The sequence below is a fragment of the Pseudomonas sp. PDM27 genome, from assembly GCF_019219205.1.
Classification (GTDB): Bacteria; Pseudomonadota; Gammaproteobacteria; order Pseudomonadales; family Pseudomonadaceae; genus Aquipseudomonas; species Aquipseudomonas laurylsulfatiphila.
In genome coordinates this window covers 272,365-298,678 of the sequence record NZ_JAHUWF010000006.1, presented here as the reverse complement: position 1 = coordinate 298,678, position 26,314 = coordinate 272,365, and the positions used below count along the sequence as shown (strand labels likewise).

General features: G+C 60.6%; 28 protein-coding genes and 1 pseudogene. 18 read left to right on the top strand and 11 right to left on the bottom strand.

Features of this window, described 5'->3' with window-relative positions; translation table 11 throughout:
• Window positions 1-3 precede the first annotated feature (3 nt).
• Together KW838_RS15420 and KW838_RS15415 are read right to left on the bottom strand one after the other, a co-directional pair.
• Window positions 4-762 (bottom strand): ABC transporter substrate-binding protein, encoded by a 759-nt coding sequence (locus tag KW838_RS15420; protein ID WP_218501492.1) that lies wholly within the window; start codon window positions 760-762, stop codon window positions 4-6.
• A 153-nt stretch (window positions 763-915) separates the two neighbouring features.
• Window positions 916-1,542 carry a TetR/AcrR family transcriptional regulator gene (locus tag KW838_RS15415; RefSeq protein ID WP_218501491.1) on the bottom strand — a complete coding sequence of 209 codons (627 nt, stop codon included), beginning with the start codon at window positions 1,540-1,542 and terminating at the stop codon, window positions 916-918.
• A gap of 177 nt (window positions 1,543-1,719) precedes the next feature.
• Here KW838_RS15415 and KW838_RS15410 point away from each other — a divergent pair, with 177 nt between their 5' ends.
• The 8 genes from KW838_RS15410 to KW838_RS15375 all read left to right on the top strand — a co-directional run bounded on the left by KW838_RS15410 (window position 1,720) and on the right by KW838_RS15375 (window position 11,039).
• Entirely contained in the window at window positions 1,720-3,522 is a 1,803-nt protein-coding gene (locus tag KW838_RS15410) for an acyclic terpene utilization AtuA family protein (protein ID WP_218501490.1), read from the top strand.
• Between the two features lie 12 nt (window positions 3,523-3,534).
• Entirely contained in the window at window positions 3,535-4,404 is an 870-nt protein-coding gene (locus KW838_RS15405; protein WP_007973449.1) for an SDR family oxidoreductase, read from the top strand.
• Window positions 4,405-4,407: 3 nt separating this feature from the next.
• The gene (atuC, locus tag KW838_RS15400; protein ID WP_218501489.1) at window positions 4,408-6,024 is read left to right on the top strand and encodes a geranyl-CoA carboxylase subunit beta; all 1,617 of its coding nucleotides are present in this window, start codon (window positions 4,408-4,410) and stop codon (window positions 6,022-6,024) included.
• Window positions 6,025-6,048: 24 nt separating this feature from the next.
• Window positions 6,049-7,206 (top strand): citronellyl-CoA dehydrogenase, encoded by a 1,158-nt coding sequence (gene atuD, locus KW838_RS15395; RefSeq protein WP_008020379.1) that lies wholly within the window; start codon window positions 6,049-6,051, stop codon window positions 7,204-7,206.
• Entirely contained in the window at window positions 7,203-8,000 is a 798-nt protein-coding gene (locus tag KW838_RS15390) for an enoyl-CoA hydratase/isomerase family protein (protein WP_218501485.1), read from the top strand. The genes atuD and KW838_RS15390 overlap by 4 nt, the downstream gene beginning before the upstream one ends.
• A 110-nt stretch (window positions 8,001-8,110) precedes the next feature.
• On the top strand, window positions 8,111-10,072 hold the full coding sequence (locus KW838_RS15385) for an acetyl/propionyl/methylcrotonyl-CoA carboxylase subunit alpha (protein ID WP_218501484.1): 1,962 nt from the start codon (window positions 8,111-8,113) through the stop codon (window positions 10,070-10,072).
• Between the two features lie 70 nt (window positions 10,073-10,142).
• Entirely contained in the window at window positions 10,143-10,685 is a 543-nt protein-coding gene (locus tag KW838_RS15380) for an exonuclease domain-containing protein (protein ID WP_218501483.1), read from the top strand.
• Window positions 10,686-10,754: 69 nt separating this feature from the next.
• Window positions 10,755-11,039 (top strand): pyrimidine/purine nucleoside phosphorylase, encoded by a 285-nt coding sequence (locus tag KW838_RS15375; RefSeq protein ID WP_007940055.1) that lies wholly within the window; start codon window positions 10,755-10,757, stop codon window positions 11,037-11,039.
• A gap of 85 nt (window positions 11,040-11,124) precedes the next feature.
• Here the strand turns inward: KW838_RS15375 and KW838_RS15370 are convergent, their stop codons facing one another.
• Together KW838_RS15370 and KW838_RS15365 are read right to left on the bottom strand one after the other, a co-directional pair.
• A complete protein-coding gene (locus KW838_RS15370; protein ID WP_218501482.1) occupies window positions 11,125-11,931 on the bottom strand; it encodes an MOSC domain-containing protein in 807 nt (268 codons plus the stop codon).
• A gap of 191 nt (window positions 11,932-12,122) precedes the next feature.
• Window positions 12,123-13,058, bottom strand: a complete 936-nt coding sequence (locus KW838_RS15365; RefSeq protein WP_007973464.1) for a chemotaxis protein CheV — start codon at window positions 13,056-13,058, stop codon at window positions 12,123-12,125.
• Window positions 13,059-13,519: 461 nt separating this feature from the next.
• Here KW838_RS15365 and KW838_RS15360 point away from each other — a divergent pair, with 461 nt between their 5' ends.
• From KW838_RS15360 to KW838_RS15350, 3 genes are all read left to right on the top strand, one after another.
• Entirely contained in the window at window positions 13,520-13,990 is a 471-nt protein-coding gene (locus KW838_RS15360) for a hypothetical protein (RefSeq protein ID WP_102700827.1), read from the top strand.
• 474 nt (window positions 13,991-14,464) lie between these two features.
• Window positions 14,465-15,358: a sensor histidine kinase gene (locus KW838_RS15355; RefSeq protein ID WP_218501540.1), complete on the top strand. Its 894-nt coding sequence runs from the start codon at window positions 14,465-14,467 to the stop codon at window positions 15,356-15,358.
• Window positions 15,355-16,014 carry a response regulator transcription factor gene (locus KW838_RS15350; protein WP_102700825.1) on the top strand — a complete coding sequence of 220 codons (660 nt, stop codon included), beginning with the start codon at window positions 15,355-15,357 and terminating at the stop codon, window positions 16,012-16,014. Before KW838_RS15355 ends, KW838_RS15350 begins: the two co-directional genes overlap by 4 nt.
• Here the strand turns inward: KW838_RS15350 and yegS are convergent.
• A complete protein-coding gene (gene yegS, locus KW838_RS15345; RefSeq protein WP_218501481.1) occupies window positions 15,998-16,915 on the bottom strand; it encodes a lipid kinase YegS in 918 nt (305 codons plus the stop codon). The two genes, KW838_RS15350 and yegS, sit on opposite strands and share 17 nt — an antisense overlap.
• 240 nt (window positions 16,916-17,155) lie before the next feature.
• On the opposite strand from yegS, the pseudogene KW838_RS15340 reads away from it, so the two are divergent.
• A pseudogene (locus tag KW838_RS15340) lies at window positions 17,156-17,380 on the top strand (hypothetical protein); the annotation flags it as partial.
• 65 nt (window positions 17,381-17,445) lie between these two features.
• Here KW838_RS15340 and glp read toward each other — a convergent pair.
• Window positions 17,446-18,633: a gephyrin-like molybdotransferase Glp gene (glp, locus tag KW838_RS15335; protein WP_218501539.1), complete on the bottom strand. Its 1,188-nt coding sequence runs from the start codon at window positions 18,631-18,633 to the stop codon at window positions 17,446-17,448.
• A gap of 22 nt (window positions 18,634-18,655) precedes the next feature.
• Complete coding sequence (moaB, locus tag KW838_RS15330) at window positions 18,656-19,195, bottom strand: molybdenum cofactor biosynthesis protein B (RefSeq protein ID WP_008020368.1); 540 nt, start codon at window positions 19,193-19,195, stop codon at window positions 18,656-18,658.
• Window positions 19,196-19,276: 81 nt separating this feature from the next.
• Here moaB and mobA point away from each other — a divergent pair, with 81 nt between their 5' ends.
• Both mobA and KW838_RS15320 read left to right on the top strand, forming a co-directional pair.
• On the top strand, window positions 19,277-19,891 hold the full coding sequence (gene mobA, locus KW838_RS15325) for a molybdenum cofactor guanylyltransferase MobA (protein WP_218501480.1): 615 nt from the start codon (window positions 19,277-19,279) through the stop codon (window positions 19,889-19,891).
• Between the two features lie 77 nt (window positions 19,892-19,968).
• Entirely contained in the window at window positions 19,969-20,190 is a 222-nt protein-coding gene (locus KW838_RS15320) for a YgdI/YgdR family lipoprotein (RefSeq protein WP_007973479.1), read from the top strand.
• Between the two features lie 85 nt (window positions 20,191-20,275).
• On the opposite strand, the gene KW838_RS15315 is transcribed toward KW838_RS15320, so the two are convergent.
• The 4 genes from KW838_RS15315 to KW838_RS15300 form a co-directional block, all read right to left on the bottom strand.
• A complete protein-coding gene (locus tag KW838_RS15315; RefSeq protein WP_218501479.1) occupies window positions 20,276-21,166 on the bottom strand; it encodes a pseudouridine synthase in 891 nt (296 codons plus the stop codon).
• 63 nt (window positions 21,167-21,229) lie between these two features.
• A complete protein-coding gene (locus KW838_RS15310) occupies window positions 21,230-21,547 on the bottom strand; it encodes a hypothetical protein (protein WP_015094058.1) in 318 nt (105 codons plus the stop codon).
• Window positions 21,548-21,719: 172 nt separating this feature from the next.
• Complete coding sequence (locus KW838_RS15305; protein ID WP_104448903.1) at window positions 21,720-21,956, bottom strand: glutaredoxin family protein; 237 nt, start codon at window positions 21,954-21,956, stop codon at window positions 21,720-21,722.
• A 104-nt stretch (window positions 21,957-22,060) separates the two neighbouring features.
• Entirely contained in the window at window positions 22,061-23,269 is a 1,209-nt protein-coding gene (locus KW838_RS15300) for an ammonium transporter (protein WP_007973484.1), read from the bottom strand.
• A 328-nt stretch (window positions 23,270-23,597) separates the two neighbouring features.
• On the opposite strand from KW838_RS15300, the gene KW838_RS15295 reads away from it, so the two are divergent.
• The 4 genes from KW838_RS15295 (at window position 23,598) to KW838_RS15280 (ending at window position 26,187) form a co-directional block, all read left to right on the top strand.
• On the top strand, window positions 23,598-23,912 hold the full coding sequence (locus KW838_RS15295) for a YqjD family protein (RefSeq protein ID WP_007973485.1): 315 nt from the start codon (window positions 23,598-23,600) through the stop codon (window positions 23,910-23,912).
• Window position 23,913: 1 nt separating this feature from the next.
• Complete coding sequence (locus KW838_RS15290; protein ID WP_102700817.1) at window positions 23,914-24,303, top strand: phage holin family protein; 390 nt, start codon at window positions 23,914-23,916, stop codon at window positions 24,301-24,303.
• Entirely contained in the window at window positions 24,300-24,644 is a 345-nt protein-coding gene (locus tag KW838_RS15285) for a hypothetical protein (protein WP_218501478.1), read from the top strand. Before KW838_RS15290 ends, KW838_RS15285 begins: the two co-directional genes overlap by 4 nt.
• Before the next feature lie 214 nt (window positions 24,645-24,858).
• The gene (locus tag KW838_RS15280; RefSeq protein ID WP_102700815.1) at window positions 24,859-26,187 is read left to right on the top strand and encodes a deoxyguanosinetriphosphate triphosphohydrolase; all 1,329 of its coding nucleotides are present in this window, start codon (window positions 24,859-24,861) and stop codon (window positions 26,185-26,187) included.
• The last annotated feature ends 127 nt before the right edge of the window (window positions 26,188-26,314 follow it).

The window sequence follows — 26,314 nt, the reverse complement described above, 5'->3', positions numbered from 1 at the left end:
ACGTCAATTGACGACTTGAGGCGGCGGTTCTTTGTGCGGGACCGGCACCACCGCAATCTTGTACGGATCGAAAATCCTCAGCATCTGGCCACTGTCGCGCAAGCCCTGCAACAACTTGCCGAAGGCCTCGCCACTGATGGGGGCCGCCGGGCGCAGGATGGCGTAATGGTGATAGACCTGATCGATGCGATCGGACGCCAAGAGCTCCTTGGCGACATTCGGATTGCGCAAAAAATAGTCGTTCAGGTAAGAGCGCGTGACCAGGGCGATGTCGGCGCGACCGCGTAACACCATCAGCAGATTGCTGTCATGGGAATAGGTCAGCGTGGCGTTGTAGTTTTTCGCCAGGTACTGGGGCTCGGCATTGAAGTTGGCAAACTCGTAGTGATAGCCGCTGAAGAGTGCCAGGCGCTTGCCGCTCAGGTCGGCAAAATAGCTTTGCTGCCGATCGGGCAGACGTTGCGCGACAAAAATCTCGGCGTCTTCCAGCCCCATGTCGACGGCGGTATGGGGAATGTCTTCCCAACCCCAGGCCGGATTTTCGAAGATGGCCATGTCGACCCGGCCCTGCTTCAAGTCACCGAAACGCCGTGGAATGGACGTGGGCACCAGGACAAACTGATAGTCACTTTGCGTTGCGTTCAGGGCCTCGACCAGCTGCGGCAGCAACCCGGTATCGGCGCCGGATTCCGGGCGCACGGTATAGGGCGGAAAATGCGCGGCACCAATGCGCACCAGTTGCGCAGCCTGGGATGGCAGCATCGTTAACACCGCAAGCGTCGCGAGCAAAAGCCGCGAAGCTGTCCGAATTGGCGACCCCCTCAAAACAAGCTCACTCCCCAATAAAACGGCATCGATGACTTCAAGCTAGGCGTTTTCGTCAAGTTAGCCAGTTTAATGCTGGCCAACACAAGTTTATTGCCGGTCTTCCAGCACCAGAATCAACGCTTCATCGGCCAACTGATCAAGGCTCATGCTACCGTCGGCGCGAAACCAGGTGGTGGTCCATGACAATGCGCCGGTCAGGAAGCGACGGGTGATGAACACATCGCCGCGGATAAACCCGGCGCTCTTGGCTTCGCCCAGTACTTGCAGCCAGATGTCTTCGTAGATTTCGCGCAGCGCCAAGACCTTGGCCTGGCCCTCTTCGGACAGCGAGCGCCATTCGTAGACCAGCACGGCCATGGCCTCGCCGCTGCCGCCCATGATCGACTGCAATTCACAGCGGATCAGCGCCAGCACCCGTTCGCGCACATTGCCGGCCTCGGCGATGGCCGCACGCATCAACGCGGTGTTGTAGCGGATGGTTTCCTCCATCACGGCGCGCAGGATTTCGTCCTTGCTTTTGAAATGGTGGAAAATACTCCCGGACTGAATGCCCACGGCGCCGGCCAGATCGCGCACGGTGGTGCGCTCATAGCCTTTATTGCGGAACAGGTGGGCCGCCACTTGCAGCAGCTTGCCACGGGCGCTGTCCGGGTCGGTCAATTGGCCGTCGTCCACCAATTCACGCATGACCCTCAGGGCTTTTTGCTCGTCCACCCGTTCTCTCCTACAGTCGATCAATCAATAACGCCGATCACCCCGAAAACAGCGGGGTTGCGCGGGCAATTTAAGCTCATGGATGCAACCAAGCAAGCGCTTGGCAGAAGATAACCCAGCCATTTACAAACCAAGCGCTTGCTTGGTAATGTCGACGCACTTGAGTTGGAGGTGGCTATGGAACGGACTGCGCCAAAATCAATTCGCATCGGTTGCGCCAGCGCGTTCTGGGGCGATACCTCGACCGCTGCCGCACAACTCGTGGAACACGGGCATCTTGACTATCTGGTCTTCGACTACCTGGCCGAGATCACCCTGTCGATCATGGCCGGCGCACGGATGAAAGATCCCCAGGCCGGGTATGCGGTCGACTTCATCGAAGTGCTCGCGCCCTTACTGCCGCAGCTCGCGCAGCACAACATCCGGGTCATCAGCAATGCCGGCGGGGTCAACCCCCAAGCCTGCGCCGCCGCCCTGCAAGCGGCCTGTGACAAGGCCGGGGTGGCGTTGAAGATCGCCGTGCTGCTGGGTGACGACCTGCAACCGCAACTCAAACAGCTGGGCAGCCAAGGCATTCATGAAATGTTCAGCGGTGCGCCCCTGCCATCGAGGTGCGTCTCGACCAATGCCTACCTCGGCGCACCCGGCATCGTCGAAGCCCTGCGCCTGGGCGCGGACATCGTGATCACCGGGCGCGTGGTCGACAGTGCGGTGGTCAGCGCTGCGCTGGTGCATGAGTTCGGCTGGTCGTGGCACGACTACGACAAACTTGCCCAGGCCGCATTGGCCGGGCACATCATCGAATGCGGCGCCCAGTGCACCGGTGGCAACTTCACCGATTGGCGCGACGTGCCCGATTACGAACACATCGGTTTCCCCATCGTCGAAGTCAGCGCCGACAGCCAGTTCATCGTCAGCAAAGCGCAAGGTACCGGCGGGCTGGTCACGCCACTGACGGTGGGTGAACAGATGCTGTATGAAATCGGTGATCCGCGCGCGTATCTGCTGCCCGACGTGGTGTGCGACTTCACTCAGGTCAAACTGCTGCAACAAGGCAAGAACGCGGTGCAGGTGCACGGCGCCAAAGGCCTGCCGCCGACGGCTCAATACAAGGTCAGCGCCACGTATCCCGATGGTTTTCGCTGTACCGCCAGTTGCCTGATTGCCGGCATCGATGCCGTCGACAAGGCGCGGCGAGTCAGCGCGGCGATCATCAACAAGACCTCGGAAATGTTCAGCCAGCGCGGCTGGGCGCCGTACAGCGAGGTGAATATCGAGTTGCTGGGCAGCGAGGCCACCTACGGCCCCCACGGCCAGCGGCAGGACAGCCGCGAAGTGGTGATCAAACTCGCCGTACGCCATCCGGACAAGCAGGCCTTGATCCTGTTCTCCCGGGAGATTGCCCAGGCCGCCACCGGCATGGCGCCAGGGCTGACCGGCATTGTCGGTGGCCGGCCGACGGTGTATCCGCTGATCCGACTGTTCTCGTTCCTCATCGACAAAACCGCCTGCACGCTGGACATTGATTTCATGGGCCGGCGCCACCCGTGTGCCCTGCCCGCCCTCGATACGCTCGACCCGCTGGACCTGCCAGTCCCGCTCGCCGCACCGAAACCGACTGGCCAGGCCGACGCCAGCGTGGCCCTGGTCAAGCTGGCGGTCGCCCGCTCTGGCGACAAGGGCAACCACAGCAACATCGGCGTCATGGCCCGCGATCCCGAATTCCTGCCATGGATCGCCGAAGCCCTGACCCCGGAAGTGATCGTCGACTGGATGGGCCACGTCCTCGATCCCATCCACGGGCGGGTCGAACGCTGGTACTTGCCCGCCAGCCACAGCCTGAATTTCCTGCTGGAAAACGCTCTCGGCGGCGGCGGTGTCGCCAGCCTGCGCATCGACCCGCAAGGCAAGGCCTTCGCCCAGCAACTGCTGGAAATCCAGATCCCGGTGCCGCAGCGCATCGCCGACCAGTTCAACTAGAGGATTGTCGCCATGGCCTACGATTCGATTTTCAAAGCCGATTTGTTTGCCGGCCAAAACATCATCGTCACCGGTGGCGGCAGCGGCATCGGCCGCTGCACCGCCCACGAACTGGCGGCCCTCGGCGCCCATGTGTTGCTGGTCGGGCGCAAGGCCGACAAGCTCAAAACCGTTGCAGCGGAAATCGCCGAAGATGGCGGCAAGGCCGACTGGGCCGTTTGTGATATCCGCGAGGAAGAAGCGGTGACGCATCTGGTCAGCGAACTGATTCGCAAGCACGGTCCGATCCATGGTCTGGTCAACAATGCCGGCGGGCAGTACCCGTCGCCCTTGGCCTCGATCAATCAGAAGGGTTTCGAAACCGTGATGCGCACCAATCTGGTGGGCGGTTTCCTGATGGCCCGGGAAGTGTTCAACCAGTCCATGAGCCAGCACGGCGGCGCCATCGTCAACATGCTCGCCGACATGTGGGGCGGCATGCCCGGCATGGGCCACTCCGGCGCGGCACGTTCGGGCATGGACAACCTGACCAAGACCGCCGCGTACGAATGGGGTCATGCCGGCGTGCGGGTCAATGCCGTGGCGCCGGGCTGGGTTGCCTCCAGCGGCATGGACACCTACGAAGGCGCCTTCAAGGCCGTGATCCCGACCCTGCGCGAACACGTACCGCTCAAGCGCATCGGCACCGAATCGGAAGTCAGCGCGGCGATCGTTTTCCTGCTCAGCCCGGCAGCGGCGTTCGTCAGCGGCAGCACCCTGCGCATCGACGGCGCCGCCAGCCTCGGCGGGCGCGCCTGGCCGATCCACAAGGCGACCAACAGCGAGTCGTACAACGGTTTCCACCGCGCCTACATACCCGACGTGTTGAAGGACAAGGAATAACCCATGCCGGTGATTCAGTCGCAACTCGATCCCCACAGCGAGCCGTTCGCCCAGAACCGCAAGGCGATGCTGAGCGCTATCGAACAAGTCCGCGTGCTCGAACAGAACCTGCTGGGCAAGGCCGCCGAAGCCAAACCCAGGTTTGAAAAACGCGGTCAGTTATTGCCCCGCGAGCGCCTCAATCTGCTGCTCGATCCCGGCGCGCCGTTTCTCGAACTGGCGAGCCTGGCCGGCTACAAGCTGCACGACGACAAGGACGGCAGCTGCGCCGGTGGCGGCCTGATCGCCGGCATCGGCTATGTGTCTGGCGTGCGTGTGCTGGTGGTGGCGAACAACAGCGCGATCAGGGGCGGGACCATCTCCCCCACCGGTTTGAAGAAATCCCTGCGCCTGCAACAGATCGCCATGGAAAACAAACTGCCGGTGATCACCCTCGCCGAAAGCGGCGGCGCCAACCTCAATTACGCGGCGGAGATTTTCGTCGAAGGCGCGCGCAGCTTTGCCAATCAGGCGCGGATGTCGGCCATGGGTTTGCCGCAGGTGACTGTGGTGCACGGCTCGGCCACGGCGGGAGGCGCCTATCAGCCGGGTTTGTCGGACTACGTGGTGGTGGTGCGCGGCAAGGCCAAACTGTTTCTCGCCGGGCCGCCACTGCTCAAGGCTGCCACCGGCGAAGTCGCGACCGATGAAGAACTGGGCGGCGCCGAGATGCACGCACAAATCGCCGGCACCGCCGAATACCTGGCTGAAAACGATGCCGACGGTGTGCGTCAGGTACGCGAGATTGTCAGCCTGCTGCCGTGGAACGAGCAGCTGCCCCCACTCCCCGATCGACGCTGGGAGGAGCCGCTGTACCCTATCGACGAACTGCTCGGCCTGATTCCGGATGACCCGAAAAAACCCTACGACGTACGCGAAATCATCGCCAGGATTGCCGACGCTTCGAACTTTCTTGAGTTCAAGGGCGAGTTCGATCAGCAGACCGTCTGCGGTCACCTGAAAATTCAGGGACGCGCCTGTGGCTTCATCGGCAACAACGGCCCGATCACGCCCAAGGGCGCGAGCAAAGCTGCGCAATTCATTCAGCTGTGCGACCAGAGCCAGACGCCGTTGCTGTTTTTCCACAACACCACCGGGTTCATGGTCGGCACCGAATCCGAACAGCAGGGCGTGATCAAACACGGCGCGAAGATGATTCAAGCGGTGGCCAACGCCCGGGTGCCGAAGCTGACCATAGTCGTCGGCGGCTCCTACGGTGCCGGCAACTATGCAATGTGCGGACGCGGCCTCGACCCGCGCTTCATCTTCGCCTGGCCCAACAGCCGCACCGCCGTGATGGGCGGCGCGCAAGCGGGCAAGGTGCTGCGCATCGTCACCGAGGCCAAACAGGCCAAGGACGGCCTGGTGCCCGATCCGAAAATGCTCGACATGCTCGAACAGGTCACCGCGCAGAAACTCGACAGCCAGTCCACGGCGCTCTACGGCAGCGCCAATCTGTGGGACGACGGTTTGATCGACCCGCGCGATACCCGGACCTTGCTCGGTTACTTGCTGGATATCTGTCACGAGGCCCAGGTGCGGCCATTGCAAGTCAACAGTTTTGGCGTAGCCCGGCTCTAGGCCGGCTCAAGGAGAACAATAAAAATGATCTTCACCCAGGAACACGAAGCACTGCGCCGTACCGTGCGCCAGTTCGTCGAGCACGAGATCAACCCGCACGTCGAGGAATGGGAAAAGGCCGGGCGCTTCCCCATCCACGAGATCTTCCGCAAGGCCGGTGATCTCGGCTTGCTGGGGATATCCAAACCGGAAAAATTCGGCGGCATGGGGCTCGACTACAGCTATTCGATCGTCGCCGCCGAAGAATTCGGCACCATTCATTGCGGCGGCATCCCGATGTCCATCGGCGTGCAGACCGACATGTGCACGCCGGCACTGGCCCGTTTCGGCTCCGATGAGCTGCGCGAGGAATTCCTGCGCCCGGCCATCAGCGGCGAGCAGGTCGGCTGCATCGGTGTTTCCGAAGTCGGTGCCGGTTCCGACGTCGCCGGGTTGAAAACCACTGCGCGCAAGGACGGCGACGATTACGTGATCAACGGCAGCAAGATGTGGATCACCAACTCGCCGAGCGCTGACTTCATCTGCCTGCTGGCCAATACGTCAGACGACAAGCCGCACATCAACAAGTCGCTGATCATGGTGCCGATGAATACGCCGGGCATCAGCTTGAGCTCGCACCTGGACAAGCTCGGCATGCGCAGCTCGGAAACCGCCCAGGTGTTTTTCGACAACGTGCGCGTGCCGCAGCGCAACCGCATCGGCCATGAAGGCGCGGGGTTCATGATGCAGATGCTGCAGTTCCAGGAAGAGCGCCTGTTCGGCGCGGCCAACATGATCAAGGGCCTGGAATATTGCGTCGACAGCACCATCGAATACTGCAAGGAGCGCAAAACCTTCGGCAATGCGCTGATCGACAATCAAGTCATCCACTTCCGTCTCGCTGAACTGCAAACCGAAATCGAATGCCTGCGGGCGCTGGTCTATCAGGCCACCGAGCAATACGTCAAAGGCCAGGACGTCACGCGCCTGGCCTCGATGGCCAAGCTCAAGGCCGGGCGGCTGGGCCGCGAAGTCAGCGACAGCTGCCTGCAATATTGGGGTGGCATGGGCTTCATGTGGGACAACCCGGTGGCCCGCGCTTACCGCGATGTGCGGCTGGTGTCGATTGGCGGCGGCGCCGACGAAATCATGCTGGGGATCATCTGCAAGTTGATGGGCATCCTGCCGGGGAAAAAGAAATGAACAACCTGCCGGTTTGCCAGACCTTGCTGCTGGAACTGCACAACGGCGTATTGCACGTCACCCTCAACCGCCCGGAATGCCGCAATGCGATGAGTTTGCAGATGGTCACCGAATTGCGCTCGGTGCTGGCGGCGGTACGCGATAAACCAGGGGTTCGCGCGCTGGTGATCGGTGGCGTCGGCGGGCACTTCTGTGCGGGCGGCGACATCAAGGACATGGCCAACGCCCGCGCTCAAGGTCCCACTGCGCACCGGGACCTGAACCGGGTGTTCGGCGCACTGCTGCAAGAGGTGCAACACGCACCGCAAGTGGTGATCACGGTGCTGCAAGGCGCGGTACTCGGCGGAGGTCTCGGCCTGGCCTGCGTCAGCGATATCGCCCTGGCTGATCACCAGGCGCAATTCGGCCTGCCGGAAACCAGCCTCGGCCTGTTGCCGGCGCAGATCGCACCGTTCGTGGTGCAACGCATCGGCTTGACCCAAGCCCGGCGCCTGGCCCTGACCGCGGCGCGTTTTGATGGCCACCAGGCACGGCGCATGGGGCTGGTGCATTTTGTCGAGCATGATCCACAGGCCCTCGCCGAGCGTCTCGATGAGGTGTTGGCCCATGTCCTGTGTTGTGCGCCGGGGGCGAATGCGGCGACCAAGAAACTCCTGCTGGCGAGTGCTGGTCAGCCGTCGGATGAGTTGCTTGATCAGGCTGCCGAATGGTTCAGCGAAGCGGTGACCGGGGCAGAAGGCGTCGAGGGAACGATGGCCTTCGTACAAAAACGCAAACCGGGCTGGGCCTCCTGAAAAGCTTCGCTGGCAAGCCAGCTCCCACACTGGAATGCATTTCAAATGTGGGAGCGGGCTTGCTCGCGAAGAGGCCCGAACAAACACCGCAAAATCCAGAGAGCCAACCCATGCCCGGACTGAAAAAAATCCTCATCGCCAACCGCGGTGAAATCGCCTGCCGCATCCAGCGCACGGCCCAGGCGCTGGGCTATCGCACGGTTGCCGTGTTCAGCGACGCCGACTCCGATGCATTGCACGTGCAGATGGCCGACGAGGCGGTCAACATCGGTCCGGCCGCGGTGCAACAGTCTTATTTGAACATCCCGGCCATTCTCGACGCCGCCCGGCGTACGGGCGCGGATGCGATCCATCCGGGCTACGGTTTCCTCTCGGAAAACGCCGGGTTTGCCCGCGCGTGCCAGGATGCCGGCATCACCTTCATCGGCCCCAGCCCCGAGGCCATCGAACTGATGGGCAGCAAGCGCCTGTCGAAGATCGCCATGATCGAAGCCGGGGTGCCCTGCATCGACGGTTATCAAGGTGACGGGCAGGACGACGCCACCCTGAGCCGCGAAGCCGAGCGCATTGGCTATCCGTTGATGATCAAGGCCAGCGCTGGCGGCGGTGGACGCGGCATGCGCCTGGTGCACGAAGCCGGCAACCTGCTGGAACAGATTCGCACGGCGCGCTCCGAAGCCCTGAACGGATTTGGCAGCGGCGAACTGATTCTCGAACAGGCACTGATCGAACCCCGTCATGTCGAGATTCAGCTGTTCGGTGACCGGCATGGCAACCTGATTTACCTCGGCGAGCGCGATTGTTCGGTGCAGCGCCGGCATCAGAAAGTCATCGAGGAAGCCCCCTGCCCGGTGATGACCCCTGAACGGCGGCAGGCCATGGGCGAAGCAGCGCTCAAGGCCGGCCGGGCGGTGCAGTACGTCGGCGCGGGCACCGTGGAGTTTCTGCTGGATGCCCGCGGGCAGTTCTATTTCCTGGAAATGAACACCCGACTGCAAGTCGAGCACCCGGTGACCGAATTGATCACCGGGCTGGACCTGGTGGCCTGGCAACTCAACATCGCCGAAGGGCAACCGCTGCCCTTGCGCCAGGAGCAGGTGCAACTCACGGGCCATGCCATGGAAGTGCGCCTGTATGCCGAAGACCCGGCCCAGGGTTTCCTCCCGCAAACCGGTCGCGTCGTGGCCTGGGAACCGGGATTGCAGGACGGCGTGCGGATCGACCACGGCCTGATCGAAGGTCAGCTCATCAGTCCCTTCTACGACCCGATGCTCGGCAAGCTCATCGCCCACGGCGCCACCCGCGAGGAGGCCCGGCGCAAATTGCTGCGAGCGGTACAAGACAGCGTGCTGCTGGGGGTGCAAAGCAATCAGCGTTTGCTCGAAAGCCTGCTGGAGCACCCGCAGTTCGCCAACGGTGACTTCAGTACCGGGTTCATCGCCCAGCACTTTGCCGACCATGCCTGCCTGCAGTCCCATGCTCCGGGCGCGCAACACCTGGCCATCGCAACCGCCCTCTTCTACCAGGCGTCGGCACAGGCTCATCCCGCCCCGCTGGGCGGTTGGCGCAACAATGCCAGCGTTCCCCTGCACTATCGCATCGGCCTTGAGGATCAGGACTGGGTGGTGACGTTGCAGGCAATCCCGGGTGAACCATTGCGCATTCAGGTCGCCGATCGCTGCCTCGAGCTGAAGGTCCTCCACTGCGACGGGCGCCGGGCCACCCTCGAAATCGATGGCATCCGCCAGCGCCACGTCTATCGCCTGGAGGCAGGGCAACTCTGGCTGTTTACCCGGCCGGGCAGCTTGCAGTTTGCCGATCGCACTCAGGCGCAGGTTTCCAGCCGGGCCAGTGTCAGTTCCGGCACCCTCAAGGCCCCGATGGACGGTGCGATTGTCGACGTCCTGGTCAATGAAGGCAGCCCGGTCACCAAGGGCCAGCTGCTGGTGGTACTGGAGGCGATGAAAATGGAGCACCCCTTGAAATCAGGCATCGACGGTGTGCTGAAACGCTTGCAAGTCAAAGTCGGGGATCAGGTGAAAAACCGGCAGATACTGTTGGAGGTCGAATAAGGCGCTAGGCGGAACCGCCGGGTTTGGCTACGCTCAAACCCTACAGGACGCGGATACCAGGAACCCTGCAATGCCTCACTGGCTGGTCATTGATCTGGAGGCCACCACCGATGAGGGTGGATGGCCCGTAACGGATATGGAAATCATTGAAATCGGCGCCACCCTGGTGGACCGCAAGGGACGTGAACTGGACCAGTTCCAGCGCTTCGTCCGCCCCTTGCGGCGGCCGTTGCTGACGCCGTTTTGCCGCGAGCTGACGCACATCACCCAAGCCAACATCGATGCCGCGCAACCGCTGGGCGAAGTCTGGCCGGCGTTTGAACGCTGGCTCGGCCACCACCACACGCGACTTGAAGGCTGGGCCAGTTGGGGCGACTACGATCGCAAACAACTGCTTCAGGATTGGCAGCTTCTGGGACTCGCCAGCATGCTGGCCAACGTGCCCCACATGAACCTCAAACAGCGCTTTGCCAAGGCCCGGCGCCTGGAACGCCCGCTGGGGCTCAACGGCGCCCTGCAACTGGCCGGCCTGCAGTTCACCGGCCAGCAACACCGGGCGCTGGAAGATGCGCGCAATACCGCACGCCTGCTGCCACTGGTTCTTCCGCTTTAGACAGGTGACGACACTCAGGGCCTTGTGCATACTGGCCGGCCCTTTTTAGCCCTTTTCGAGGAATCGCCCATGTTTAAAGTCAACGAGTACTTCGACGGCACCGTCAAGTCGATCGCCTTTGGCACCGCAGAAGGTCCAGCGACCATCGGCGTCATGGCTCCGGGCGAATACGAATTCGGCACCAGCCAGCGTGAAATCATGCACGTGGTCAGCGGCGCATTGACCGTCAAACTGCCAGACAGCAGCGACTGGGAAACCTTCGCCGCCGGCAGCCAGTTCAACGTGCCGGCCAACAGCAAGTTCCAGTTGAAAGTGGCCGTCGACACCGCTTACCTGTGTGAATACCGCGGCTAAACCCGCAGGCTTTGCCGAAATAAAGGTCAGCGCAATAAAAATGCCCGTGTTTTTCGACACGGGCATTTTTTTGCTCTGCGCAAAATTATTCGAGGATCTCCACCGGCATACCGACTTCAAGTCGACCGTTGCCGTCGTTGACCAGGTTCTGGCCAAACATCGCGCCGTCCGCCTGCGAACGGTATTTCTGCAGGGTTGCCAGGGGTTCGCGGTCGTCGCTGCGCTCGCCGGTTTGCGGGTCGATGGTGGTCAGGATGCAGCGTGAGCAGGACTTGACCACGCGGAACTCGACATCGCCGATGCGGATACGCTTCCAGCCGTCCTCGGCGAAGGCTTCACTCCCTTCAATCACCAGGTTGGGCCGGAAACGCAGCATCTCCAACGGACGCCCGACCCGTTTCGACAAGTCCTCGAGGGAGGCCTGGCCAATCAGCAACAGCGGATAGCCATCGGCGAACGCCACCTGGTCGTCTTCCTTGCCGTAGCCCGCCTCCGTCATCCGCGCCCGATCAAGCGGCACTTGCACCAGACGTGTCGGTTTACCAATAAATTCGCTGACCCAGGCTCCGGCTTCATCGCCTGCGTCGGGGACCCGCAAGGTATCGCGCCAGATCGTCACGCCACGCAGTTCTGCATCACGACCGGGCAAGGCTACGTCGATCGGCGAATGACCAGGCGCACTGAGGGTCAAGCCGCCTTCGGCATTCCACAACGCCGACAACTGGCTCATCTGCGCCACCGCACGCTGGGTCAGGAAACGACCACTGGTTTCATCCACCAGCATCCAGCGGCGATCGCCGTCCAGACCGAGTTTATCGAGACCGATCTGTTGCAGCGTCTCGCCCCTGGCGGACTTCAACGGATAACGATACAACGCGCTCAGACGCAACATGGCCAGCTCCCTGTCAGGCAAAACGCCACACTATACGAGCTTGATAACTGAATCAAAGAATGACGATCAAACACTACACCCCCTGTGGGAGCGAGCCTGCTCGCGAAGTGTGAGTGTCAGTCGAAAACTATGCCAACTGTCACACCGCCTTCGCGAGCAAGCCCGCTCCCACAGGTTGTCCGCAGTTTTATTCAGGCCGGTACTTCGTCAAGCATCAGGCGCTGGCGTACCACGTCGACGAGTTTGTCCGGCTGGAATTTGGAGAGGAAATTGTCGCAGCCGACCTTTTTCACCATCGAATCGTTGAAGCTGCCGGACAAAGAGGTGTGCAGCACCACGTACAAGCCGCGCAGGCGCGGATCGTTGCGAATTTCGGTGGTCAGGCGATAGCCATCCATTTCCGGCATTTCCGCATCGGTGAAGACCATCAGCAGTTTTTCGGTCATGTCCACGCCGGTGTCGGCCCAGGCCTTGAGCATGTTCAAGGCCTTCAACCCGTCGCTGGCGATGTGCATCTTCACGCCCAGCTGTCCCAGGGTATCGCGCAATTGTGCCAGGGCCACGTTCGAGTCATCCACCAGCAGCACCTCACGGCCACGGGCGCGTTCCAGTACCGGATCTTCGAGCTTGTCACGGGAGACCTTGGCGTTGTACGGGACGATTTCGGCCAGGACCTTTTCGACGTCGATGATTTCCACCAGTTGATCATCGACCTTGCTGATAGCCGTCAGGTAGTGCTGGCGGCCGGCGCTGCTCGGGGGCGGCAGGATGGCTTCCCAGTTCATGTTGACGATCCGGTCCACGCCACCGACCAGGAAGGCCTGAACCGAACGGTTGTATTCGGTGACGATAATCGTGCTGCCAGGCCCCGGCACCAGCGGGCGCATGCCAATGGCCTGGGACAGGTCGATCACCGGCAGGGTCTGGCCGCGCAGGTTGACCACGCCGCAGACAAAAGGATGGCGCTGCGGCATCAGCGTCAACTTTGGCAGCTGCAGGACTTCCTGCACTTTAAAGACGTTGATCGCGAACAATTGCCGTCCGGCGAGCCGGAACATGAGAATTTCCAGGCGATTCTCACCCACCAGTTGCGTGCGTTGGTCTACCGTGTCGAGAATGCCGGCCATCAATGACTCCTGGTCTTGTTCGGATGAATTCACTTAGAGAAGGTTATCGGCTGTTTTTGCCGAAGCTTGACCCTCTCTAAAATGCCACGCACGGGCATTGATGTCACATTAACATCATGCTTTACTGGCGCTGTGATTACATCTGCCGCACTTCTGCGCCGCGACCCCGGTTCTTGCGAAAGGTTCCGCTGCGTAAGGGATTCCCCTATCAACAATCAGGTGCAACCTGATATTCGCAATATCCAATAGCCATTAATGTGACGCCATTCTCATTGCATGAACGGAGTCAGGCTTTTGTGTGCGATCGCAAGCCAGTGGCCAACCACCTTCTCGTGTTCCCCAGCCTGCCTCTGGGCCAGCCGCCGTTCGTTCACCCGACGACTCGGCAATGCCGGGGTTCCGACCGCCCTCGTCGACACACACGATATCCCCTCATTTGACATGACGTTGTGGAGATAAGTATGCCGAACGACCGTAAAGAGTGGGCCCAGCGGCTCCCGGAGTTTCTCGTCGAGGCTGAAACACTCCTGGCTAAAACCGAGGAATGCCTGAGCCATCTGCAGTTGATCAGCAATGACAAGGACGCCATCGACTGCATGCTCAGCACGCTGCTCAAGCTGGCCAACAAGGCCGATGCCCTGGCGTTGGCGGCCGTGTCTGAATTTTCTCTGCATATTCATGGTTTGCTGAACCACGCACAGAACACCATGAGCCTGCACGACGAGGCGCTGAGCGCCCTGAAAGACTGCCTGACCCTGATTGCCTGGCAACTCGAACTCATCGACCAGACCACCGGGCAGCTCAGCCTCGACGACAGCGAGCAGGTCACCCTTATCGAAGCCTTTGCCTTTCAGGTGGGGCAAAGCCGGTTTCAGCCACCGGTCAATTCCAGGCCGTTCACCCTCGTGCCCTATTCGGAACGACAGGCTTGAACTAATCCAACTATGCCGTATGGCGTGGTTTGGTTTTCAGTACCGCACTGTTACTTGAGTGCGCCTATGTCGCAAATGAATATTTCATAGCTATAAACGACATCTTTAAAACAACCACTATTGCCTATCGACAATGGCGCGCCAGTCTTGATCAGGTATTGCCTGGTATCAACAGCAAAACCCCGGGGCTATGGCATTTTGCGATGGCAACAACCAACTTGCTCCATTATGGAAGCATTGCCGAAACGACTGGATTCCTGACTTTTCGGACATGCATACGGACGCGACCAACGGTATCTTAAGTGCTACTATGCCGCCTGTTAGTTGACGCCAATTAATGGCTGCGTGATCGCAGCCGGACACAGCTCGCTGCAGTTCGCAGCTGAACTCGTCGGCGCTCCACATAAAAAACAGGGGCCTGTCAGCCAGCATGACCGGTCAGCCCGCAGCGAACATCCATTGGCTCCATCCGCTATGTACGCCAGCCTCAAGTCAATCGCCAAGTGGCCACCCTCCCGGGAAAATGCTCGGACATTCACGCTGCTGCTATGCATCTGTTCGACCCTCGGCAGTTTGCTGGTCCATGGCTTGTCCATTGCGCTGCCCCTGTCATTGCTGGTGCTCAACATTGCGGCGCTGACCAGTGTTGCCGTGCAGTACTGCCTCTCGCGTAAATCGATCAAATTCCAGCCCCAGGAACTGGCCGACCGGTTGTTGCAGGTCCAGGAAAACGAGCGTCACCGACTGAGCCGTGAACTGCATGACGACATCGGTCAATTGCTGACCGCCGCTAAATTGCAAAGTGACTGGCTCAAACGCCGGATGCCCGAAGAGCTCCAGGGACAATGCACAGTCCTCTGCGACACACTGGAAGAAACCCTGGCCAAAGTTCGTGACGTATCGGCCATTCTCAATCCCCGGCAGTTGACCAGCCTCGGGCTGGAAGCCAGTCTGCGGGCACACCTGCTCAAGACCCTGGCCAACACCCCGGTGCACTGGAGCCTGGAATGCCAGCAGCGCCTGACCGGCATACCGGAGGAAATGGCCGTGGCAGCTTTTCGCATTACCCAGGAAGCGGTCACCAACATCCTGCGACATGCCCGGGCCAAGAACCTGCTGGTATGCCTGCAGCGCCTGCCCCAAGGCCTGAGGTTGCAGATCAGCGATGATGGTCAGGGCTTCGCCCCCGCAACAGACCCAGGTCGCGAAGGGCAACGCGGTATGGCCGGGATGTCGGAACGGATCGATCAACTGGGTGGCACGTTGACCGTTACCAGCGAGCCGGGCAAAGGCACTCAAATCGAAGCTCTATTTCCCTGGGCGCCCCGTGCGCTCGAACGGGCCAGTTCGAATAAGGTTATGCATTGACTTGTAACTTACTACTGGTGGATGACCACTCGCTGATCAGGGCTGGCGTGCGCGCCCTGGTAATGGACCTGCCCGGCTACGCCGTCATCGGTGAGGCCAATGACGGCTCGCAGTTGCTCGAAATGGTCGGGCATCTGTCCCCGGATATTGTCCTGCTGGATATTTCGATGCGCCAGACCGGTGGCCTCGAAGCCTTGCAACAGCTCAAGCGGGTGCGCCCGCAAAGCAAGGTCCTGATCCTGTCGATGCACACCGACCCGGCCCTCATCATGCAGGCCCTGGAGTCCGGAGCCCACGGCTACCTGCTCAAGGACACCACGGCGACCGAACTCGAGCACGCGCTGGACGCCTTGCGCAACAACGAGCGCTATCTGAGCCCGGCCATTGCCCACACGGTGATCACCCAGGCCCTGAGCCGAAATCAGAAGCACCAGCCCGAACCTGCCGATTCGCACAACCTGACGGCACGCCAGCTGGAAATCCTGCGGTTGATCGTTCGCGGCAAATCCACCCGAGAGATCGCCAACGGCCTGGGGTTGAGCGTCAAGACCGTCGAAACCCACCGCTCGCAGATCATGAAGCGTTTGCAGATCTACGATGTGGCCGGCCTGGTGCTGTTCGCCGTGCGTGAACAAATCATCAGCCTGGATGACTAGGCACTTCACTGGCCCGTAGCAGCGGCGAATCTTCAGGCAAATGCACGAGCAACGCCGCCGGGCGGACCGAGAAACGCAGGTTGTCCCCGACCAGCGGTTCACCATCGAGGTTGATGCAGAGCCCTTCCGAGACCTTGATCTCGACCCAGGGCAGGCGCACCCGGACAAACATGTTGTCGATGCCAAAACCTTCGGTCAGCAGGTTTTTCAAGGTACCGACCACCTCCTGCGGTGCCGGCAGGATACTGATGTCCAGCAAACCATCATCGACCAGGGCCTGTGGGCACAATTCCCGCCCGCCACCGGCCTGCCGGCCATTGCCGATGCCCAGCGCCAGCAGATCGCCGCTCCAGTGGAAATCCGGTCCCTGCAATTCACCGTAGGCGGTATGCAGCTCATTGAAGCGTGACAGGCCGGTGAACAGGTACGCAGCTCCACCAAGGATTTTCTTCAACTCCTCCGAGGTGTTCGCCGTGACATGACTGCCAAACCCACCGGTCGCCATGTTCAGGAATACCTGCCCGTCGACCTCCCCCAGATCAATGGCGGTCGGCGCCGCATCCAGCAACGCCAACGCCTGATCAGGCTGCAGGGGCACGCCCGCCGCACGCGCAAAATCGTTGGCGGTTCCCAGCGGCATCAGTACCAGGCTGGCTTTTTTCGAGTGCCCTGCCATGGCCTCGGCGATATCGCGCAAGGTGCCATCGCCGCCACCGGCAATGATGTGTCGATAACCGGCCGCCAACGCTTCGCCCACCAGTCTCTGCGCGTCGCCGGCTTCCCAGGTCAATCGCACAGCCAGCTCCCAACCTTGCTCACGCCGGCTTTCGACGGCAGCGCGAACGTCCTCGTTGAGTGCCTGTTTGCCATGCAGAATCAACAGTGCCTTGCGATCGCTCATTACTTCACTCCCCCGATTTGGATGGCATCTGGGAGATGTGGACCGCGCAGGTGCCGTTAAAGGTCGCCAGAAAACCAATTATTTCCAATCAGGCAACTTGATCCCCTACGGCAGGATTTTTCCTACGGAACGTGAGGAATCTGCTCAATTGACCGGAAATCCGAATTGGTAGACTTTTGGGGCTTCAGCAGGACACCACAGGGACGTGCCATGCAAGGCCAAAACCCTGGATCACCGACCAGCACAAAAGCCACGGGAGAAAATGATATGGAACCTCGCGTCACCGAGCTGGAAACACACCTCAAGCACATACGCAGGGACCTGGACGACATCCGCGGTGACGTCAAATCCATCAAGCACAGGCTTGCCTACTCCGCCTGCGGAACGGTCGTGCTCCTCGGTCTCCTTGGCTGGATCGCCAATAGCCGTTTCGAGCAGGTCATTTCATTGCTCCTGGCACATTGAAGGACCATTAACCAGAAACCCGGTTCAATCAACCGGGTTTCTGGTTGGCAAATCCGCCCAAGCGGTCAGGTCAGGAGTTCGCTCAACGGAATGAAGAAAACGCTTTCGCCCTGAACCAGCGTGCGACCTTCCAGGACTTCTAGCAGCCCATCAGCCCAGGCAGCGCTGCGCAGTACGCCGGAACTCTGGTTTTTGTAGATCGTCGCCCTGCCGTTCTCCAGCCGTCCACGCAAATACTCCCGTCGATTGCCAGGTTGGGGCCAGTCGAACCCTGCCGGCACCTGCACCTTCAGCGGCTCGACCTCCTTTACACCCTGACGACGCAGGAGATAGGGCCTGGTCAACAAGGCAAAGGTCACCAGGGTCGATGCCGGATTGCCCGGCAAGCCGATCACGGGTACACCGCGGAAATGCCCGAACGTCAGCGGTTTACCGGGCTTGATGGCGAGTTTCCACAGCGTCAATTCGCCCTCTTCGCGCAAGGCGATACCCAGAAAATCGGCTTCTCCCACCGATACGCCACCGGTCGAGAGGATCAGGTCGACATCCTTCAACTCACCCAATCGGGAACGAGTGGTTTGCAGATCGTCCGGAAGAATGCCCGCGTCGACGACCTCACAGCCCAGACGCTGCAACCAGCTGCACAACAACACCCGGTTGCTGTTGTAGATCTGTCCCGGCCCCAGCGGCTGGCCCGGCTCAATCAATTCGTCGCCGGTCGACAGCACCGCCACACGTACCTTGCGAACGACTTCCAGTTCGGCGCAGCCCAATGAGGCAGCCAATCCTTGCTCGATCGGCCCCAGCCGCGTGCCTGCCGGCAGAATCAACTCGCCGACGGTCGCTTCCTGGCCTTGCGGACGGATGTTCTGGCCCTGGGTCAAGGCTTGCGTGAAAGACACTCGCTCATCCGCCTGGACCTCGGCGTTTTCCTGCATTTCGACGCAATCGGCACCGGCGGGTACAGGCGCGCCGGTAAAAATGCGTGCACAGGTTCCAGGTTGCAACGGATCGGGGGCCTGGCCGGCAAACACCTTCTGGCTGACCACCAACGGCTCTCCCGTCCAGTCAGCCAGGCGCAAGGCATACCCGTCCATGGCACTGTTGGGCCAAGGCGGCAGATCAAGGGTCGACAGCAGGTCTTCAGCCAGTACACGCCCCTGCACCTGCGCCAATGGCAAGCGTTCACGCTCGACAATCCGCGTGGCCTCGGCCATTTCCAGCAAGCGTGCCAATGCCTCCTCGACGGGCATCAGGCTGCCGGTCTTGCCCGGCTTACCCACGGGATTCACAAGGCGCTGCCTGTTTCAGGTGAGGCACGAAATTGCACGGGCGATGCCGCGAATCCAGCTGTTCGGCCAGAATGCCATCCCAACCCGTGCGCACGGCATTGGTCGAACCCGGCAAGCAGCAAACCAGCGTGCCATTGGCCAGACCGGCCAACGTCCGGGACTGAACGGTCGAGGTGCCGATATCGGCAACCGAGATCTGGCGGAACAGCTCGCCGAATCCATCGACCTGCTTGTCCAGCAGGCAACTGACGGCTTCCGGTGTGCTGTCACGCCCGGTAAAACCGGTTCCGCCGGTGATCAGCACCACCTGCACGACATCGTCGGCAATCCAGTTGGCGACTTGCGCACGAATTTTGTAGAGGTCATCTTTTAGCAACACCCGGGCTGCCAGGTAATGACCGGCGGCAGTCAGGCGGTCGACAAAGAGCTGGCCCGAGGTGTCGGTTTCCAGCGTGCGGGTATCGCTGACAGTCAGCACTGCAATGTTCAGCGGTGCGAAAGGTACATCAGCCTTGGCTTTCATAGGCTCGTCCAGTTGTAGGAGAAACAGCCCGGTGTTATATCACAGCGCTTCGTTTTTTCGCCGCTCCCATGGAGACCTGCCATGACCATGAATTCACAATTGCCACCCTGCTCCATTCTGCTCCTGGCGGGCGGGCGCGGCCAACGTATGGGGGGACGGGACAAAGGGTTGCTGGACTGGCGCGGCGAACCGCTGATTGCTCACTTGCATCGCAAGACCCGTCCGCTGACCGATGACCTGATCATCTCCTGCAACCGCAACCTTGATAAGTATGCGCCCTATGCCGACCAGTTGGTCCACGACGATGAAGGTGACTTCCCCGGCCCCCTGGCGGGAATTCGGGCGGGCCTGGAAGCCGCTCGCCATACTCATATGCTGGTCCTGCCCTGTGACGTTCCGGGCATTGATGCGGCGCTGATCGGCACCATGCGCGAGACCGCCAACCTGAATCCGGACAAGCCGCTGATGGTGCGGCACGATGACCACTGGGAGCCGTTGTTGTGTGTGATTCCAGTGCTGCACAAGGCAGCCTTTGAAAAGGCCTGGAACGAGGGTGAGCGCAGCCCGGGCCGGCTGATGCGCAAGCTCGGCGCGACCGCGCTGCAATGCCCAGACAAGGACCCTCGGCTGGCCAACCTCAACACGCCGGAACTATTAAGCGGTTATGTAAGCGGTCATGACACTGTGTCAGACTGACATTGATCAGGAACTTGCGCGGACGGTTCACGTCTCAAGTTCACTAAACCAAAGAATTCTTATTCGGAGACACACTCATGATGCAACGGACCCTCGCCACTTTCATGCTCGCACTGGGCCTCGCCACCCTCGCCGGTTGCGCATCGCCTACGGTGATCACCTTGAATGACGGTCGCGAAATCCAGGCCGTCGACACGCCAGAGTTCGACAAGGATTCCGGCTTCTACGAATTCGAACAGCTCGATGGCAAACAGACCCGCATCAACAAAGATCAGGTCCGTACCGTTAAAGAACTGTAATCGGGTGCCACCGGATACAGAAAAGCCCGCTTGATGCGGGCTTTTTCATGCCTGAAGAACAGCACTTCAGGGGCGCCGTTCAGGATCACCATTGCAGGATGATTTCACTCTCGAACTCGCGCGCCTGGCCCGTGACCGGATCGATGAATCTCAGCCCCTGGGCCAGCAGTTTCAAAGGATTGGCGTAGTCATCCTGCGCATCCTTGAGCACCTCGGGGTAAAACGGGTCGTTGCAGATAGCGGCGCCCAACGCCGCCATGTGTACCCGCAGCTGATGTTTCTTGCCCGTCACCGGGTATAGACCATACCGCCAGAGTTTCTCCTGTTTCTCCCTGACTTCGATCGCCGTCTCGGTGTTGCAGGCCCCAGGCCCTTCCTGCATGCGGAAGAAAGGCTCGCCATCGACCAGCCGGCTTTTATGAACCAGCGGGAAAGCACGTTCAGGCAACGCCGCTGCGATGGCCTCGTAACGCTTTTCGATCTGCCGGGTTGGAAACAACGACTGATAAGCCGAACGACTCTGCGGATTGGCGGAAAACAGCACCAGCCCTGCGGTATGCCGGTCGATGCGATGCAATGGCACCAGATGCGGATTGTCCAGGCGACGGATCAAGCGCCTGAGCAGCGTCTGTTCGACGTATTCGCCCGCCGGCGTCACCGGCAGAAAGTGCGGTTTGTCGGCCACCACCAGATGCTCGTCCGCGTACAGAATCGACTCGATCACCGGGATCGGCTTTTCATCCGGCACTTCGCGAAAATAATGAATCCGCAAACCTTCCCTGTAGGCCAGATCGAGGGCAATCGGCATGCCCTGTCCATCGAGGACCCGGCCACGGGCAATTCTGTCCAGCCATTGTTCCCGACCAATGGCGCTGAAATGCTCGCACAGGCAATCGACAACGGTCTGCCACGGGCCAGGTGGCAAGTACAGCGTACTGGCCTGGCTGTGTGCCGCGGAAAAAGAAGAAGTGGACATACGGAAGCTCTAACCCTCAGTGCAGAGCGGCATTATCCAACAGCACGGGGAATGAGCCTAGCCTCAAGCCGGAATCCGTGTACGCGCCGCCGCTTCAGTGTATTCCTTGAGCCAGCGCAATACATCGACCGCCTCCCAGCGAGCGGGGTCATAGAGGGCGTACAACAACCCCTGATAACCCACGACATCGAGTTGCCGGTGATACCCCGCGCGTTGAAACAAGGCTTCGATTTCTGCGAAACAGGTATTGAAATGCGTTTTGTTGAAGGGTGTCTTGCCCTCGGTCACCAGTCCATCCAGACGCAACTCAAGAACGGCTTCACTCACGACGTCTGCAGACATCCGGTTCACGCTGTTCTTCAACTGTTCGACATTGACCACGATTCATCCCTCTCACGCCCGGGCTTGTCTGCTCGCTGCCGAGAATCAGCAGCGGCAATGCAGGCACCACGAATAACTGTATGCGCATACAGTATCCGATCAATGCCGGATAAGCCAAGGGGATCAATCGCAAAGTTCGACAGACGGGAAGTAACATCGGTGCAAAAGCCACTTAACCCAGGAACGCCACCACCTCATCGGCACTGAACGGCCAGCCCAGCTCAGCGCCGGTGTCGACCCGTCGCAACACCGGAATACGCAGGCTGTAAGCGGCGAACCAGGTTTCATCGTCGGCGATGTCCACCAGTTCCACCAGCAGACCGCGCTCGACAAACTCCATCAACATGGCTTCGGCTACTTCACAGAGATGGCATCCAAGGGTGCCGAACAGCTGACATTCGGGAAGCATGAGCACTCAACCAGAAAATGAAGTGACCATTCTAGGCCTGCCCCGAAAAACCGTCGAGCCATTGAGTCGCCTGCCTGATGCCACCAACGATGATGAGACCTGTATCAGTCCTGGCTCACGGCGCCGATCTTGTGGATCGACAGGTCCGCGCCGTAATACTCCTGCTCCTGACTCAGGCGCAATCCATGCAGAGCCTTGATCACGCCGTACACGGCGAACCCGCCGGCCAGTGCCACGGTGACGCCCAGTGCCGTGCCGATCAACTGGCTGATCAGGCTGACCCCACCCAGCCCGCCCAAAGCGCTCTGGCCGAAAATGCCGCAGGCAATACCGCCCCACACGCCGCACAAGCCATGCAGCGGCCAGACACCCAATACATCGTCGATGCGCCATTTGACCTGAGCGGCGGTAAAGCACCAGACAAACAACGCCCCCGCGACGGCGCCGGTCACCAGCGCCCCCACCGGATGCATCAGGTCGGAGCCGGCGCAGATCGCCACCAGTCCCGCCAACGGTCCGTTGTGCAGAAAGCCGGGGTCGTTGCGCCCGACGATCAGCGCGGCCACCGTACCGCCCACCATGGCCATCAATGAGTTCACCGCCACCAGTCCACTGACACCTTGCAGGGTTTGCGCACTCATGACGTTGAAGCCGAACCAGCCAACAATCAGGATCCACGAGCCCAACGCCAGAAAAGGGATGCTCGAAGGCGCGAACGCCACCAGCCGACCTTCGCGATAGCGGCCATTACGTGGCCCGAGCAACAGCACCGCCGCCAGTGCCAGCCAACCGCCCATGGCATGCACCACCACCGAACCTGCGAAATCATGGAAACCGGCGCCAAAGCGCTCCAGCAGCCAGGCCTGCAAACCCAGGTTGCCGTTCCAGACCATGCCTTCGAAGAACGGATAGATGAACGCGACAATCAACGCGGTTGCACACAGTTGCGGGACAAAACGGGCGCGCTCGGCGATGCCTCCGGAAATGATCGCGGGAATCGCCGCGGCAAAGGTCAGCAGGAAGAAAAACTTCACCAGTCCATAACCATGGTCGGCATTGAGCACGGCCGCCGGTTGCATGAACGTCACGCCATAAGAAATCCAATAGCCTATAAAGAAGTAGGCCAGTGTCGATACGGCGAAGTCGCTGAGGATTTTCGACAAGGCATTGACCTGGTTTTTCTGTCGTACGGTTCCGACTTCGAGAAAGGCAAAACCGGCGTGCATGGCCAGGACCATGACCGCACCGATCAGAATGAACAGCGTGTTGGAGCTATGGACCAGGGTGTCCACGGCGCTTTGCAGATTTTCCATGGGATGGGCAGACCTTATGGCAGAAAAAAGCACCAAAGCAGTTCGCGATGACCACCCATGCACCAAGTTGCGGCCTCGAAGCATCAGGAGACTGATCTCGTTGAACCGCCTTGGTGCACAGGCACCGTCCGGGAAAAACGTGACCCGGACGTTTGCGCGAGTTTTTGATTGTTGGTCCTACGGTTTTACTGAAATCATGCCCGGCTATAGCGCAATGGTGCGGACCGGCGCACCACGACACAGCAAAAGTTGTACCAGTCATTTGTACTGAACCTTCGCCAAAGGCTCATACTCGAACGCATCAGAAAGCCACTTATGGAGATCCACCATGGCCCGCATCCAGGCAAAGACTGCTCAAGAAATCCTGATGAACGATTTTCAGACACTGGTCAGTGACACCGAACGGTTGCTGGAGCACACCGCGACCCTGGCCGGCGACCAGGCCGACGAGTTGCGCGAGCAGATTCACGACAGTCTCTTGCGTGCCCGTGAAACCCTGAAGCTGACCGAAGATTCCCTGCGCGAACGCGGCAAGGCGGCTGTCACCGCCACCGAAGACTATGTCCAGGCCAACCCTTGGCAATCTGTCGGGATCGCGGCCGGCGTGGGTTTCCTGATCGGCCTGCTGGCCAGCCGGCGCTGATATGTCGATCGGTGAATCCGACCCGTCTGCGACGGGAACAAGCTCCTCATCGCGGCGCCTGGGTGCTGCCTTCCTGGGGTTGCTGCACAGCCATGTCGAACTGTTCGGCATCGAGTTGCAGGAACAGAAAGCCCGCACCGTCAGCCTGTTGCTGTTTGCCGGTCTGGCGCTGGTGTTTGCGTTGCTGCTGCTGGTAGGGCTGTCGACGCTGGTGCTGATCGTGTTCTGGGACACCTATCGCCTGACCGCCATCATCGGGCTCTGCGTGTTCTATACCCTCGCCGCCATATTCTGCGCGATGCGTTTGAGGGCAGCGATTTTCGATGAGTCTTCGCCCTTCCACGGTACGCTGGAAGAGCTGGCCAACGATCGGGAGCGCCTGCTGCCATGAACCTGCCTGAATTGCCACGCAACAGCTCACGCACGGAAATGCGCAAGGCGCTGATTCGCCTGCGCATGGAAATGCACCGCCAGGAAATCCGCCACGAATCCGCGCAACTGCTGCAACCGTTGCGGCGGGTGCGCGGGATGACGCAGAACCTGCAGGACGGTTTCGGCATCAAACACGCTCCACTCTGGGGCGTGGCCGCCGTCACCTTGCTGGGCTTTCTGACCGGCAAGGGCGCAAAGAACGGTGGAGGCCTCAGCAGCCTGACCCGGCTGATCCGTCTCGGCACCACACTGGGGCCGCTGATCAAACTGATCATGCAGGGGTCTTCGCACAAAGACTGATCAGTTTCCTTCTGGCTGCGCTCTAGCAGTGTCGACGGGATGCCCCCTCTATCGAGGGGGCAATCCTGTGCGCCTATCCGGTCAATTGCTCCCCTCCGTAAAAAGTTCTTGCAAGGAGGCCTCGATATCGACGCCGCCGGGTTGTAGTTCCGCTTGCAGGTCATGACGCGAAACGGGAAGCTAGGCCATCAGTCACCTGACGGAGAGTCCCGCCTTGGATTGGCACACCCTGCTTACCCGCGAACGCCTCGGAAAGCCTCTGCACAGCCCTGAAGAACTCGGCCGCAGCCCTTTTCACAAAGACCACGACCGCATCATTTTCTCGGGGGCTTTCCGCCGCCTCGGGCGCAAGACCCAGGTCCATCCGGTGTCCAGCAATGATCACATTCATACGCGCCTGACCCACTCGCTGGAAGTCAGTTGCGTGGGGCGCTCGCTGGGCATGCGGGTCGGCGAAACCATCCGCAACGCCCTGCCCGACTGGTGCGAACCCAGCGACCTGGGAATGGTGGTGCAATCGGCCTGCCTGGCACACGACATCGGCAACCCGCCTTTCGGCCATTCCGGTGAAGACGCGATCCGGCACTGGTTCCAGCAAGCCGCCGGTCGTGGCTGGCTGGATGCGATGAGTGAAGCCGAGCGCAATGACTTCCTGAATTTCGAAGGCAACGCCCAGGGCTTTCGGGTACTCACTCAACTGGAGTATCACCAGTTCGACGGCGGCACCCGACTGACCTATGCAACCCTGGGCACCTACCTGAAGTATCCATGGACGGCCAGGCACGCCGATTCGCTGGGCTACAAGAAACACAAGTTCGGCTGTTATCAGAGCGAGCTGCCGCTATTGGAGCAGATCGCCCATAAACTCGGCCTGCCACAACTTGAAGAGCAACGCTGGGCGCGGCATCCGCTGGTGTACCTGATGGAGGCCGCCGACGACATCTGCTATGCGCTGATCGACCTGGAAGACGGCCTGGAAATGGAGTTGCTGGAATACGCCGAAGTCGAGTCCCTGCTGCTGGACCTGGTGGGCGACGACTTGCCGGAGACCTACCGCCAGCTCGGTCCCGGCGATTCGCGCCGACGCAAACTGGCGATCCTGCGCGGCAAGGCCATCGAACACTTGACCAATGCCGCGGCCCGCGCTTTCGTCGAGCAACAGGACGCACTGCTGGCCGGCACATTGCCCGGCGACCTGGTGGAGCACATGCACGGGCCCGCCAAGCGTTGCGTGCTGAACGCCAAGGACATGGCCCGCAAGAAAATCTTCCAGGACAAGCGCAAGACCCTGCACGAGATCGGCGCCTACACCACGCTGGAAATCCTCCTCAACGCCTTTTGCGGCGCAGCACTGGAGCAGCACAACGGTCGGACGCCGTCATTCAAAAGCCGCCGCATCCTTGATCTGCTGGGTAACAATGCACCCGATCCTCACGGCCCCTTGCACACGTCGTTTTTGCGCATGATTGATTTCATCGCCGGCATGACCGACAGCTATGCCAGTGACATGGCCCTGGAAATGACCGGACGTGCCAGCCACTGAGGTGCTTCGTTTGATCAGCCATTACGGCGTTCGTTATGGCTGATCCCCCTTCAACCTCCAACAGCACTCAAGTCTCGTCGAATCGCCCTACAACACATGGCGAGCGGACTGATCGCTTGTCCGACAC

Coding starts and splice junctions, on each gene's coding strand:
- KW838_RS15420 (WP_218501492.1), bottom strand. CDS start 762: ATGCTGCCATCCCAGGCTGCGCAACTGGTGCGCATTGGTGCCGCGCAT.
- KW838_RS15410 (WP_218501490.1), top strand. CDS start 1,720: ATGGAACGGACTGCGCCAAAATCAATTCGCATCGGTTGCGCCAGCGCG.
- KW838_RS15405 (WP_007973449.1), top strand. CDS start 3,535: ATGGCCTACGATTCGATTTTCAAAGCCGATTTGTTTGCCGGCCAAAAC.
- atuC (WP_218501489.1), top strand. CDS start 4,408: ATGCCGGTGATTCAGTCGCAACTCGATCCCCACAGCGAGCCGTTCGCC.
- atuD (WP_008020379.1), top strand. CDS start 6,049: ATGATCTTCACCCAGGAACACGAAGCACTGCGCCGTACCGTGCGCCAG.
- KW838_RS15390 (WP_218501485.1), top strand. CDS start 7,203: ATGAACAACCTGCCGGTTTGCCAGACCTTGCTGCTGGAACTGCACAAC.
- KW838_RS15385 (WP_218501484.1), top strand. CDS start 8,111: ATGCCCGGACTGAAAAAAATCCTCATCGCCAACCGCGGTGAAATCGCC.
- KW838_RS15380 (WP_218501483.1), top strand. CDS start 10,143: ATGCCTCACTGGCTGGTCATTGATCTGGAGGCCACCACCGATGAGGGT.
- KW838_RS15375 (WP_007940055.1), top strand. CDS start 10,755: ATGTTTAAAGTCAACGAGTACTTCGACGGCACCGTCAAGTCGATCGCC.
- KW838_RS15370 (WP_218501482.1), bottom strand. CDS start 11,931: ATGTTGCGTCTGAGCGCGTTGTATCGTTATCCGTTGAAGTCCGCCAGG.
- KW838_RS15365 (WP_007973464.1), bottom strand. CDS start 13,058: ATGGCCGGCATTCTCGACACGGTAGACCAACGCACGCAACTGGTGGGT.
- KW838_RS15360 (WP_102700827.1), top strand. CDS start 13,520: ATGCCGAACGACCGTAAAGAGTGGGCCCAGCGGCTCCCGGAGTTTCTC.
- KW838_RS15355 (WP_218501540.1), top strand. CDS start 14,465: ATGTACGCCAGCCTCAAGTCAATCGCCAAGTGGCCACCCTCCCGGGAA.
- yegS (WP_218501481.1), bottom strand. CDS start 16,915: ATGAGCGATCGCAAGGCACTGTTGATTCTGCATGGCAAACAGGCACTC.
- glp (WP_218501539.1), bottom strand. CDS start 18,633: ATGCCCGTCGAGGAGGCATTGGCACGCTTGCTGGAAATGGCCGAGGCC.
- moaB (WP_008020368.1), bottom strand. CDS start 19,195: ATGAAAGCCAAGGCTGATGTACCTTTCGCACCGCTGAACATTGCAGTG.
- mobA (WP_218501480.1), top strand. CDS start 19,277: ATGACCATGAATTCACAATTGCCACCCTGCTCCATTCTGCTCCTGGCG.
- KW838_RS15320 (WP_007973479.1), top strand. CDS start 19,969: ATGATGCAACGGACCCTCGCCACTTTCATGCTCGCACTGGGCCTCGCC.
- KW838_RS15315 (WP_218501479.1), bottom strand. CDS start 21,166: ATGTCCACTTCTTCTTTTTCCGCGGCACACAGCCAGGCCAGTACGCTG.
- KW838_RS15305 (WP_104448903.1), bottom strand. CDS start 21,956: ATGCTTCCCGAATGTCAGCTGTTCGGCACCCTTGGATGCCATCTCTGT.
- KW838_RS15300 (WP_007973484.1), bottom strand. CDS start 23,269: ATGGAAAATCTGCAAAGCGCCGTGGACACCCTGGTCCATAGCTCCAAC.
- KW838_RS15295 (WP_007973485.1), top strand. CDS start 23,598: ATGGCCCGCATCCAGGCAAAGACTGCTCAAGAAATCCTGATGAACGAT.
- KW838_RS15290 (WP_102700817.1), top strand. CDS start 23,914: ATGTCGATCGGTGAATCCGACCCGTCTGCGACGGGAACAAGCTCCTCA.
- KW838_RS15285 (WP_218501478.1), top strand. CDS start 24,300: ATGAACCTGCCTGAATTGCCACGCAACAGCTCACGCACGGAAATGCGC.